General features: G+C 39.0%; 10 protein-coding genes. 3 read left to right on the forward strand and 7 right to left on the reverse strand.

Annotation, left to right across the window (positions count from 1 at the left end; all coding sequences use genetic code 11):
• Positions 1-9: 9 nt before the first annotated feature.
• From Q0058_RS04070 to Q0058_RS04080, 3 genes are all read right to left on the reverse strand, one after another.
• Positions 10-1,416: an OmpA family protein gene (locus tag Q0058_RS04070; RefSeq protein ID WP_298221456.1), complete on the reverse strand. Its 1,407-nt coding sequence runs from the start codon at positions 1,414-1,416 to the stop codon at positions 10-12.
• A 111-nt stretch (positions 1,417-1,527) separates the two neighbouring features.
• Complete coding sequence (kbl, locus tag Q0058_RS04075; RefSeq protein ID WP_298221457.1) at positions 1,528-2,721, reverse strand: glycine C-acetyltransferase; 1,194 nt, start codon at positions 2,719-2,721, stop codon at positions 1,528-1,530.
• A gap of 23 nt (positions 2,722-2,744) precedes the next feature.
• Entirely contained in the window at positions 2,745-5,930 is a 3,186-nt protein-coding gene (locus Q0058_RS04080; RefSeq protein ID WP_298221458.1) for an exodeoxyribonuclease V subunit beta, read from the reverse strand.
• Positions 5,931-6,189: 259 nt separating this feature from the next.
• Here Q0058_RS04080 and Q0058_RS04085 point away from each other — a divergent pair, with 259 nt between their 5' ends.
• Positions 6,190-6,798, forward strand: a complete 609-nt coding sequence (locus tag Q0058_RS04085; protein WP_298221459.1) for a superoxide dismutase — start codon at positions 6,190-6,192, stop codon at positions 6,796-6,798.
• Between the two features lie 433 nt (positions 6,799-7,231).
• Here the strand turns inward: Q0058_RS04085 and Q0058_RS04090 are convergent, their stop codons facing one another.
• The 4 genes from Q0058_RS04090 to Q0058_RS04105 form a co-directional block, all read right to left on the reverse strand.
• Positions 7,232-9,130 carry an amidophosphoribosyltransferase gene (locus tag Q0058_RS04090; RefSeq protein ID WP_298221460.1) on the reverse strand — a complete coding sequence of 633 codons (1,899 nt, stop codon included), beginning with the start codon at positions 9,128-9,130 and terminating at the stop codon, positions 7,232-7,234.
• A gap of 67 nt (positions 9,131-9,197) precedes the next feature.
• The gene (locus Q0058_RS04095) at positions 9,198-10,121 is read right to left on the reverse strand and encodes a PfkB family carbohydrate kinase (RefSeq protein ID WP_298221461.1); all 924 of its coding nucleotides are present in this window, start codon (positions 10,119-10,121) and stop codon (positions 9,198-9,200) included.
• Between the two features lie 72 nt (positions 10,122-10,193).
• On the reverse strand, positions 10,194-10,673 hold the full coding sequence (gene rnhA / locus Q0058_RS04100) for a ribonuclease HI (RefSeq protein WP_298221462.1): 480 nt from the start codon (positions 10,671-10,673) through the stop codon (positions 10,194-10,196).
• 5 nt (positions 10,674-10,678) lie between these two features.
• Entirely contained in the window at positions 10,679-11,248 is a 570-nt protein-coding gene (locus Q0058_RS04105; protein ID WP_298221463.1) for a phosphoribosylglycinamide formyltransferase, read from the reverse strand.
• A 173-nt stretch (positions 11,249-11,421) separates the two neighbouring features.
• Here Q0058_RS04105 and Q0058_RS04110 point away from each other — a divergent pair, with 173 nt between their 5' ends.
• Both Q0058_RS04110 and fabF read left to right on the forward strand, forming a co-directional pair.
• A complete protein-coding gene (locus Q0058_RS04110) occupies positions 11,422-11,658 on the forward strand; it encodes an acyl carrier protein (RefSeq protein WP_007137004.1) in 237 nt (78 codons plus the stop codon).
• A gap of 173 nt (positions 11,659-11,831) precedes the next feature.
• Entirely contained in the window at positions 11,832-13,085 is a 1,254-nt protein-coding gene (gene fabF, locus Q0058_RS04115; protein ID WP_298221464.1) for a beta-ketoacyl-ACP synthase II, read from the forward strand.
• Positions 13,086-13,087 lie beyond the last annotated feature (2 nt).

Here is a 13,087-nt window from a genome sequence, read left to right on the forward strand (position 1 = left end):
TAAAGGAAATTATTTTACTAATTTCACTTCTACTCTTCTGTTGTTAGCTTTACCAGCTTTAGTTTTGTTGCTGTCGATTGGTTTTGTTTCACCGAAACCTGCAGAAGTTAATCTTGAAGCAGCAATACCATTTTCAACCATATAGTTTTTCACTGCAGCAGCTCTGTCTTCTGATAATTTTTGGTTAGCAGCATCTTTACCATCACTGTCTGTGTGACCTTCGATGCTGAAGTTAGAAGAAGGATATTCTTTTAAGATCGCAGCAATCGATTGTAATACAGGGTAAGTTTGTTGTTGGAATGTTGATTTTCCGGAGTTGAACAAGATTGTTTTAGCGTAAGCATTCAATTTGTTTACTTGCTCTTCTGAGATTTCAGGACATCCGTTGTTAGCAACAGTACCCTTAACGTCAACACATTTATCGTCTTTGTCTAAAACTCCGTCTCCGTCAGTATCAGGCCATGGACAACCACCATTTTCTTTTGGACCTTTCACTTGTGGACATTTGTCTGATTTATCTGCAACTCCGTCTCCGTCAGCATCAGGACAACCATTTAATGATTTTGGACCAGCAACTTCTGGACAAGCATCATCTTTATCTGCAATTCCGTCAGCATCTGTATCAGGACATCCTTGGAATTCTGCTAAACCAGCAACTTCTGGACAAGAATCGCTTCCGTCAATAATTCCGTCACCGTCAGTATCAGGACATCCTTTGAATTGTTTCAAACCAGCCACTTCAGGACAAGCATCATCTTTGTCGTAGATTCCGTCGCCATCTGTATCTTTTCCGCCAAATTTGAAAATCAAACCTGCGAAGTGTTGCATGTGAGAAGGAACATTTTGTTCTGGGATTCTTGATTCATTGTCAAATGAGTACTTATAAGTAGACTGGAATGACAAACCTACCATTTCAGTAAACCAGAAAGTTAATCCAAGACCACCGTTAGCAGTTCCGTAACTTGCTTTACCCATTGAAGTATAACCTCCACCAACATGTACAGAAGGGTCAATGTATTTCCATTTTAAGGCTCCGCCGATGCTATATTTGATTACTCCATCCGCTGCATAGTAGCTTAAATCACCAGGATTGATTACGGTATAATCTCCAGGTTCAGTAACTCTAGGCTCAACCCATCTCTTGATTCTGTTAACAGATCCTGTCACACCAAACGAGAAATTTCCACCTACATGTTTTGCAACGCTAATGTATGACACCGATGGAAGAATATTCCAGTACTCGTTTACATTAAAATACTGAGAAAATTGGTCTTCTACTTTCGATGCAGCACTAACTCGAGTGTCAACGGCATTCGTACCAAAGGAAATAGCCCATGGATTGTTACTATCTTGTGCTTGTGAACTTAGTCCGATAAACATTACCACAGCAGCAAATAATTTGTTAAGATGTTTCATACTTAAATTTTGTTAGATTACAATATTTTGTAAGGCAAAAGTAATACGTAATTTTTTAACTACAAAACTAAATGTTAAAAAAAACAAACTAAACCCTTAATGAAATGGCAATTATATAATATTTAACATTTCTCCTACTTCTTTAAACGCAACTATTGCTTTGTCAATATGCTCTTTTGTATGGGCTGCGGAAAGCTGAACCCTGATTCTGGCTTTGTCTTTAGGCACCACTGGAAAAAAGAACCCTATGACATAAATTCCTTTCTTTAATAGTTCGTTGGCCATAGTCTGAGACAATTTCGCATCGTAAAGCATGACTGGAACAATCGCAGAATCGCCATCGATAATATCGAAACCCGCTTCTTTAATTCCTTTTTTGAAATATTGGGTGTTCCATTCGAGTCGATCCCTAAGGGTAGTTTCTTTTTCAAGCAATTCAAACACTTTAATGGATGCCCCAACAATTGATGGCGCTAATGAATTTGAAAAGAGGTAAGGACGTGATCTTTGTCGAAGCAATTCAATAATTTCCTTTTTGGCAGTAGTATACCCTCCCATGGCGCCGCCTAACGCTTTACCTAATGTTCCTGTAATGATATCAACCCTTCCCATTACTCCTTTTGCTTCAAGGGTTCCTTTACCAGTTGCTCCAATAAATCCTGCTGCGTGACATTCGTCCACCATAACCATCGCATCGTATTTATCGGCCAGATCACAGATTTTATCCAACGGCGCGACGATGCCATCCATCGAAAAAACACCGTCAGTGACAATCAGTTTGTATCGTGCGCCTGCTTCATTTGCCTTTATTAATTGCTGTTCGAGATCTTCCATATTACTATTTTCATATCGATACCTTGCCGCTTTACACAACCGGACGCCGTCAATAATGGAAGCATGATTTAAACTGTCAGAGATTATAGCATCGTTTTCATTAAGCAACGGTTCGAAAATTCCTCCGTTTGCATCAAATGCAGCGGCATATAGAATGGTGTCTTCAGTGCCGTAGAATTCAGCGATTTTTTTCTCAAGTGTTTTGTGGATATCTTGTGTGCCGCAGATAAAACGAACAGAAGACATGCCAAAACCATGGCTATCTAAGGTGTCCTTTGCAGCCTGAATCACTTCCGGATGCGATGATAATCCCAAATAATTGTTGGCACAAAAATTTAAAACTGTTTCACCCGTTGAGATAGTAATTTCAGGGCCTTGAGGTGAAGTGATAATTCTTTCCTTCTTGAAAATGCCATTTTCTTCAATGGTTTTCAACTCATTCTGGAGATAGTCTTTGATTTTTCCGTACATTTTTTTGAGATAATAGTTCGTGTTTACAAAGGTATCACTTCTATTGATTTTCCTATATACACCAAAGCTTTTTTTGTGACTTTGAAATTCATTTCCTCAATTACCTGTTGATAATTTTCCAACTGTTGCCTATGCTTTTCCAAATGCTTTCCTGTTTTGTAATCCAACAGAAGTAACTCATTGTCTGGTGTCAGTACCATACGGTCGGGCTTAAAGGTTTGCCCATGCTTTTGAATAATACTCTGCTCATTAAAAACCCGGTTTCCGGATGCAAAATATTTTTCAAGAGATGGATGCCGTATAATTTGATGTATCGCCCTATAAACTTCGTCTTTTTGTTTGAGTTGAATCAAACCCATCTCAACGGATTGGTGCATGGCTGTATCAATGTCGTCCTCTGTATGTATTAAAGATAGAATTTCATGGATGATATTTCCATATTCAATGGCTTCTTGTTGCTGCGTTCCCCACAATAAGGCCTCTTTTTGCGCTATTCTGATGCTGTCAGGATTAAATCTTTCAGAAACATAAGTAATAGATTTTGACGTATCAAGAGAAACGGTTTCTTTGGACAACTTGCGTGGTGTCCCGAATTCATATACCCGTTGTGTATCATTAAAAACACCTTTACAAAGTAGGTATTTAGTAAACAAGGCCGCCATACTGTGTGGATATTCTCCATCTTTTTTCGGTTTCACCATTTGTGAAATAAGATACAGTTGCTCTTGCGCTCTTGTTAAAGCTACGTATAGAATATTGATGTTATCGAGCAATTCTTCCTGTTTCTGTCGGTTGTATTTCAGGGATGCTTTTTCGCCAAAACCTGTTATGGCTTTAGTGTTGTCAATTAAGACCTTTTGAAGACCAAAATCGGCTTCATCAGCCTCAAGCCAAAGTTTGTCTTTTGGTTTTTTTTCATAATCCTCATCAGCAAACGGCATAATAACGACCGGAAATTCCAATCCTTTTGATTTGTGAATGGTCATGATTTTTACCGCATTATTTCCTTCCGGCGATGGAATGCTGTGTTTGCCTGAATTCTTATCCCAATAATTTAGAAAATCCGAAATCCCGGCTTGCTTATGGTAATCTCTTTCTAAAATAATATCTAAAAAGTATTGTAAGTAAGCATGGTTTTGTTTCGAAAAAATAAAGGTGGAAATAATCGCCTCAACACCTTCATACAAAGACTTCTTTCTAATATTATTGAATTTAATTGATATATCAATTTTTTTAAGAAACGCTTCAAATTCGACCTCTTTTGTTATGTCAACCCCTTGTGCAATAAAATCATGTTCCGGCAATTCATTCTGACAATTCTTAGCGATATAAAACAGAAAATTGGCTTTAGATTCTATATCAGCATCATTCTTCAGATATCTTAAGACATGAATTATAAATTGCACTTCACTCGCATTTTCAATCAACAATGTTTCAGAAGAAACCAATGGAATGTTTTGCTCCGTCAAAAAATTTGCAACCGCAATTCCTTGATCTCTTTTTCGGGTTAGAATAGCAATATCGGTGTAAACAAAACCTTCCTTTATAACTTTTTGAATGGTTTGAAATGTCGCTTGACAATACTGTTCCTTTTTATCCAATTCTTCGTTTTGCTCGGCATCATTCTCGAAATTTTCCGTTAACGGTAAAAAAGTAAGGTTAACATAACCCCCAATGTTTTGATTGATTTCCTGATGGCTGTGATTTTCATATAAATCTTTGTAATCTTCGTCTGTAAACTCGTTCGACAAATACTTAAAAAACGAATTGTTGAAATCGATAATTTCAGAATAACTTCTGTAATTGGTGTCGAGATGGGTTACTTTTTTATAAGGATTACTAAAAGGATTTTCTTTTTTATCTTTAGGATTTCTCTCTTTGCTTAAAGCGATGAACTGCTCTGCCTTCCCACCGCGCCAGCGATAAATCGATTGTTTTGGATCGCCGACAATCATCAAAGTGCCTTTTTCACCCGCTTCATTTTGACTGGACAACGCATTATCAATCAGCGGAACCAGATTCTGCCACTGCATTTCGGAAGTGTCCTGAAACTCATCAATAAAAAAATGGCGATACCTTTCCCCCAACCGCTCGTAAATAAAAGGCGCAGGCTGTTCATGGATTTCACGATGGATTAAAGCATTGAATTCTGCAATGGAAAGCACATTTTGTTCCGTTTGGATTTTCGCCAATTCATTACTAACGGTTTGTAATAACGATAAAGGTGTGATGTTTTTCAAAAAAGCCCTATAAAAATCGCGTTGGTCAAAGTTTTTGTAAGTGGTTTTCAGAATCGAAAGCAATTCATCGATGATACTTTCGATAATGGGCCTGTCAGCAGCGGTTTTATTAATTCTGACATCCTCAGGCTCATGATACTTTTTGTGTTGCGGATTAAAATTCCCGTTGATGATGTTGAGCAGATGGTTCGGGAAATGTCCGGCAGAAAAAGATTTTAAGTCAATGTTGTGCTTTTCGATCAAAGCCATGGCGCTTGTAGCGTATTCGATATTTTGCTTTTCAATATCTTCGATTTTAGCTTTAAGTTTTTGTTTGATTTCAATAAAGGCCCGGATATCTTTTTGGTTCAGCTGGCTGATTTCTTCACGGTTGTTTTCATTGAAAATGAGCTTGCTGGTTTCGAGGATTTCGCGTGAAATATCCCAAGATTTATCGTCATCTGTTTTTTCCATCGTAAAATCGATAAGCAGCTTGGTAAGCGTTTTATCTTCTCCGGCTTGGGCGATAATGGCATCTACAGCTTCGGTTAAGAGTGCCTCGGTGTCGAGCGTCACTTCGAAAGTGATTGGCAAATTGAGATCATGGGCAAAAGCGCGAATAACTTTATGTGTGAATTTATCGATAGTCAGAATGTCAAACGCTGCATAATTGTGGATGATGTGCTTGATGATTTCCTGTGACTTGATTTTGATCTGAGAAAGTGACAGCCCGGTTTCATAAGATAAAAGCTCCATGAGTTGTTGTGCTTTTGCGTGAGGCTCGACTTTGGTAAATTCTGAAAGATTGTCAACAATTCGGCTTTTCATTTCGTGCACCGCTTTATTGGTGAACGTAATCGCGAGAATATGACGGTAAGCATCATTCTTTTTAGCAGTCAGGATAATTTTAAGATATTCCTTAACGAGTGTAAAAGTTTTTCCCGAACCCGCTGAGGCATCATAAAGTGAAAAGGAAGGTCTTTCGATCATATCTGAATCAAAGTTTATATTATAGCAATGGCCCTAGCCCCGATTGTAAACAAAATTCTTTTATGCTGGGGTTCGACGTAAAGATTACTTCACTGACCTTTATTTTATTTGGAGTTCAGCGAACTTCGTTTGTATTGGAATGCGGGAACAGCTCCTGAAAATAAATTTATATAAATTATAACGGGGCGTGGTTTCTTTTCCAAAGTTAAATCTTTAAATTTGAATAAAATTATTTATAAATCATTTAAACACTCATATTATGGCTTTTGAATTACCGAAATTACCTTATGCCTATGACGCCTTAGAACCTCATATTGATGCAAGAACGATGGAGATTCATCATTCGAAACACCACAACGCTTATACGACCAACTTGAATGCTGCCGTTAACGGAACTGATTTAGAGGGCAAAACCATTGAAAATATCTTGATTAATTTGGATATGAAAAACGCTGCTGTTCGTAATAATGGTGGCGGATTCTACAACCACAATTTGTTCTGGACTGTAATGTCTCCGAATGGCGGCGGATTGCCAACCGGTGATTTGCTCGATGCGATTGAAACTGAGTTTGGCACGTTTGAAGAATTCAAAGCACGTTTCTCCAAAGCCGGCGTTACACAATTCGGTTCAGGCTGGGCTTGGCTCTGCGTGCATAAAGGCGGGAAACTAGATGTTTGCGGAACACCGAACCAAGACAATCCATTGATGCCCAATATAGGTTGTGGTGGCACGCCAATTTTAGGAATGGACGTTTGGGAGCATGCCTATTATCTGCATTATCAGAACCGCCGTCCGGATTATATTGAAGCTTTCTTCAATGTAATTAATTGGACTGAAGTCGCCAGAAGGTATGCTTTAGAGAAATAGATTCCTATTGAGATTAAAACAGAAAGCCCGGTTTCACAATACTGAAACCGGGCTTTCTGTTTTTCTATCGATGATACCAAATAAAAAAGGTGAAGAAAATCTTCACCCTTTTTGCCCCAAATCTACCATAAGCTTAAACCTACTAAATTATGGTAGCGTAAAATTAGCCGTAAATGTTAATAAACAATTTTTGAAATGTTGAATTAATTGGAATGGTGGGCAAATAAGAGTCGATTGACCTTTTATGTGAGTTATTTCCGAATTTTTATAAAATAAAAAAGGTGAAATTTCTTTCACCCTTTTTGCCCCAAATCTACCATAAACTTAACCTACTAATGCTATGGTTCTCCAAAAGTATAGTGGTAATGCGTTATGAACAAATAAATTAGATGAAATACACCAAAACTCGATAAAGTGTTAAAATTTACTGATTTTAGTAGGCTCTCGCGTCTTTTCCCTCGTAGAAGTTCATGAATGCTTTGTTAACAACTCTGTTTCCTCCAGGTGTAGGATAATCTCCTGTGAAGTACCAATCGCCTAAATTCTTAGGGCAAGCGCTATGTAAATCTTCGATGAATTGAAATATGATTTTCACTTCAGCATTGATTTCAGAAGAACTTAGCATGGCGGCAATCTTATCCGATATTTCCTGTGGCTGAAAAGGTTTGTAGATTTCAGTCACGGCATTCACTATTTCATGGTCTTTAAAGTGTTCCTGAGCTTTACATTTTTTATAGACTTCATCCACGATATCGTAAAGGTTTCTTTCTTTCAATAATTCCAACGCGGCTTTAAAGGCGACCAAACCTTCTAATCTTGCCATATCAATTCCGTAGCAATCCGGATAACGGATTTGTGGTGCTGAAGAAACAATCACGATCCGTTTGGGTTTCAATCGGTCCATCATTTTGAGAATACTCATTTTGAGGGTCGTTCCGCGCACAATACTATCGTCAATAATCACCAAGTTGTCAGTTGGTTTGATTACACCATAAGTAACGTCGTAAACGTGGGCCACCAAATCATCACGACTGCTGTCTTCGGTTATAAAAGTTCTGAGTTTAGCATCTTTAATGGCGATTTTTTCGGTGCGTATTTTAACCGAAAGGATTTCTTCGAGTTTTTCTTTCGTTAAGGTTTTCCTATTGTCGAGGATGTACTTGTTTTTTCTTTGATTCAAGAAATCCTGTGCTGCTTCGACCATTCCATAAAAAGAAGTTTCAGCGGTGTTCGGAATGTATGAAAAAACGGTGTTGTCAGTATCATCATCAATCGCTTTTAAAACGGACGGAAGAATCAATTTTCCGAGTTCTTTGCGTTCCTGATAGATTTCAGCATCACTGCCACGCGAAAAATAAATCCTTTCAAACGAACAGGCTTTTTTAACCGATGGCTCGATGATTTCGGTTTCGGTAACCAAACCATTTTTCTTAATGATTAAAGCATTACCTGGTTGCAATTCCTGCACTTTATCGAAATCGACATTAAAAACTGTTTGAATTACCGGTCTTTCAGAAGCGACTACGACAATTTCATCATCTTCATAAAAATAAGCCGGACGGATTCCCGCAGGGTCACGGAACACAAACGCGTCGCCATGCCCAAAAAGCCCAGCCATCGCATAACCGCCATCCCAACCACGCGAGGCGCGTTTTAAGATTTTAGCAATATCAAGTCGCGCTGCGATTACCGGAGACGCTTCTCTTTTTGACAGTCCGTTGTTTTTACATTCCTGATACAATTCAGTGACTTCATCATCCAAAAAGTGACCGATTTTTTCCATTACCGTAACGGTGTCTGCCATTTCCTTTGGATGCTGCCCTAATTCAATCAAGCTGTTGAAAAGTTCCGTAACATTGGTCATGTTGAAATTTCCAGCGACAATCAGGTTCCGGTGCATCCAATTATTCTGACGTAAAAACGGGTGAACACTTTCGATGCTGTTCTTGCCAAAAGTACCATATCTTACATGCCCCAAAAACAATTCGCCTATGTATGGGATATTCGCTTTTTGCAACGCAACATTGTCAGCATATTCAGGATGCGAAGTCATCTCCTCATTGATCCTTTCATTGATTTGCGTGAAAACATCCTGGATCGGTTGTGCATCATTGGAGCGCACACGACTGATGTAACGTTGCCCGGGTTCCACATCAAGTTTTATCGAAGCGAAACCTGCGCCGTCCTGTCCGCGGTTGTGTTGCTTTTCCATGAGCAGGTACATTTTCTGTATGCCATAGAAAGCTGAACCGTATTTTTCTTTGTAAAATTCGAGTGGTTTTTTTAATCTTAAAAGGGCTATCCCACATTCATGTTTGATGGCGTCGCTCATTGTAGTTGTGTTGTTGTAGTGGTTATTTTAAATAAAAATGCCCCGGGAATTCCGAGGCATAAATTTATTACAATTCTATATCAAAATGTGTTAAGGATTTGAATTGTTTCAAGCGCTCCTGCACTTCTTCTTTTTTGAGTTGCTGCATTCTTTCGGTGCCGAATCGCTCAACACAGAACGAAGCTAAATTAGAACCCTGAATGATCGCTTGTTTCATATTGTTGAAAGAGATGTTTTCGCTTTGTGTAATGAATCCCGCAAATCCGCCTGCGAAAGTATCTCCCGCTCCGGTTGGATCAAACACTTCTTCTAATGGCAATGCCGGTGCGAAGAAAATTTCTTTATTGTGGAATAACAAAGCACCGTGCTCTCCTTTTTTAATCACTACATATTTCGGGCCCATTGTGTGGATTTTCGCTGCAGCTTTCACCAAAGAATATTCTCCTGACAACTGACGCGCTTCTTCGTCATTGATGGTAATCACATCAACGCGTTTGATAACGGCTAACAATTCAGGTAAAGCACAATCCATCCAGAAGTTCATTGTGTCCAAAACGATTAGTTTTGGTTGCTTGGTCATTTGATCTAAAACGCTGCTTTGCACTAATGGATGCAAGTTTCCTAACATCACAACATCAGCATCTTTAAAGTTCTCTGGCACCTTAGGTTGGAAGTCTGCTAGTGTATTGAGCTCTGTTACGAGTGTATCGCGTGAATTCAAATCGTTATGGTATCTTCCGCTCCAGAAAAAGGTCTTTCCGCCTTTAACGATTTCAAGTCCCGAAATGTCAATATTTCTCGCGGTCAATAAATCCAAATATTCTTGAGGAAAATCATCTCCGACTACGGAAACAATCGCAGATTGTAAGTTGAAATGAGAGGCAGACAATCCGATAAAAGTACCGGCGCCACCTAATATTTTATCTGTTTTCCCAAATGGGGTTTCAATAGCGTCGAAAGCAACGGTTCCAACAATCAATAGTTTATTCATCTGATGCGTTTGAAATTAAGGCGCAAAGGTAGTTGATAAGTTGAAAGTTACAAAACGAATAAGTTCAATTTTTTATAAAAGTTTGGCTTCTTCTTTTTCGTAGAATTCATCAACGGAAAGCTGCTTTTGAAGGGAAGCCATGACGGCCAATTCATCACAACGTTCGTTCTGCCTATGATTGTTATGGCCTTTAATCCATTTGAAATCAACTTCATGCTTGCGGTAAATTTGTAAAAAACGTTTCCATAAATCCGGATTCTTCTTTCCTGCAAAACCTTTTTTCTCCCAACCGAAAACCCATTTTTTTTCAACAGGATCGACCACATATTTAGAATCGGAAATCACTAAAACTTTGGTGTTTGGGTTTTTCAGTTTCTCAAGTCCGACAATCACCGCCAACAATTCCATTCGGTTGTTGGTCGTCAATCGAAATCCTTCGGAAAACTCTTTCTGATAAGGTTTGCCAACCCATTCCATCACTACGCCGTAGCCTCCGTTTCCGGGATTTCCTTTGGCGGCACCATCGGTGTAAATATGTACTTGGTGAGACAATTGATTTAGGATTTAGGATTTAAGATTTTTTCGATGACGCTTGGAAAATGCTCCTGTTCTAATTGATGGATTTTTTCTGCTATAGCTTCCGGAGTTTGGCAATCTTCAATACCAACGGATTTCTGGAAGATGACGTTGCCTTCATCGTAATATTCGTTAACGTGATGAATGGTAATGCCGGTTTCAAGTTCTTTATTTTCTAAAACTGCAGCGTGTACATTCATACCATACATGCCTTTTCCTCCATACTTCGGAAGTAATGCAGGATGAATATTGATGATTCTATCAGGATATTTTCCGATGATTGATGTCGGAAACTGCAATAAAAACCCGGCCAATACAATCAAATCGGGATTGAATTCCTGTAATTTTTCGAGCACAAAACCGTCATGAAGCTCTGCCTTGGAGAAAACAACCGTGGGAACCTGCAGTTTTTGCGAACGCTCCAGTACTTTAGCATTGGGATTGTTCGAAAAAACCGCCACCACTTTTGCAGTCTGCATCTGATTGAAATACAAAATGATATTTTCAGCATTTGTTCCCGAACCCGAAGCAAACAGTACAATCCTTTTCATAAGTCTTATTTATTACGGCACAAAAAAAAGAATAATAAATGATAATTAGCCGATTTAGAATCCCTTTGTGAAATTATTTTTTTAAATTCGTAAGCACATTTATTAACTAAATCGTGGATTTAAAATAAAGTTTTTTATTTTTGCCAACAAATTAAATTCTAAAATTAAAGATTATGTCAGACATTGCATCAAGAGTTAAAGCGATTATCGTAGACAAATTAGGCGTTGACGAAAACGAAGTTGTAACAGAAGCTAGCTTCACAAATGATTTAGGAGCAGATTCATTAGATACTGTTGAGCTTATCATGGAGTTCGAAAAAGAATTTGATATCCAAATTCCAGACGACCAAGCGGAAAACATCGCTACTGTTGGTCAAGCTATTTCTTACATCGAAGAAGCTAAAAAATAATAACCATTTCACCCGTAAATTCGTTTTTGCGGGTGTTATTGTTTTTTAAAGTAATTTCCAGATTGAATTTCAATCGACAAAATATTCTTAATACCCGTGTCTCTTTTATGAATCATACATGAAGAAATATATGGGTATTATTTGTTTAAAATCAAATCAACAAAAACGATATTATGGTATTAAAACGAGTTGTAGTAACAGGTTTAGGCGCTCTTACTCCTATTGGGAACAACATCCAGGAATATTGGGATGCTCTTGTCAGTGGTAAAAGCGGTGCTGCCCCGATTACATATTACGATACCGAAAAACATAAAACGAAATTTGCGTGTGAAGTCAAAAACTTCAACATTGAAGATTTCATGGACCGCAAGGAAGCCCGCAGAATGGACAAATTTGCCCAGTATGCCGTGGCTGCCAGTGAAGAAGCCATACAGGATGCCGGAATTACCAATGATAACGTCAACAAACAACGTGTAGGTGTGATTTGGGGCGCAGGAATTGGCGGACTCGAAACCTTTCAGGAAGAAGTGATCAGCTATGCCAATGGCGACGGAACACCACGTTTCAATCCTTTCTTTATCCCGAAAATGATTGCCGATATTGCTCCGGCGCACATTTCAATGCGAAATGGGTTCATGGGTCCAAATTACACTACGGTTTCTGCCTGCGCTTCTTCAGCGAATGCTTTGATTGATGCGTTCAACTATATCCGTTTGGGTATGTGTGACGTAATCATTTCAGGTGGTTCGGAAGCTGCCGTAACTATTGCAGGAATGGGCGGTTTTAATTCGATGCAGGCTTTATCGACAAGAAACGATAGTCCGGAAACGGCTTCAAGACCTTTCGATGCAACCCGTGACGGATTTGTTTTGGGCGAAGGTGCTGGCGCATTGGTTCTAGAAGAATATGAACACGCTAAAGCTCGTGGCGCGAAAATCTATTGTGAAATCGGTGGCGGCGGAATGTCATCGGATGCTTACCATTTGACTGCACCGCATCCCGAAGGAATTGGGGTTATCGCCGTCATGGAAAATACATTACGCGATGCCGGAATGAAACCCGAAGAAGTCGATCATATCAACACGCACGGAACTTCAACACCGCTTGGAGATGTTGCTGAATTGAAAGCGATTAGCGCTGTTTTCGGAGATCATGCGAAAAATATCAACATCAACTCTACCAAATCAATGACGGGTCATTTGTTAGGCGCGGCCGGAGCTATTGAAGCGATTGCTTCTATTTTAGCGATGAAACACGGTATCGTTCCTCCGACAATCAATCATGAAGTTATAGATGAAAATATTGATCCGAGTTTGAATTTGACTTTGAATAAAGCCCAAAAAAGAGACGTTCGCGTTGCGATGAGCAATACCTTCGGATTTGGCGGACACAACGCTTGTGTCTTGTTTAAAAAATTAGAGAATTAATT

This window comes from Flavobacterium sp. (assembly GCF_027484705.1).
Classification (GTDB): domain Bacteria; phylum Bacteroidota; class Bacteroidia; order Flavobacteriales; family Flavobacteriaceae; genus Flavobacterium.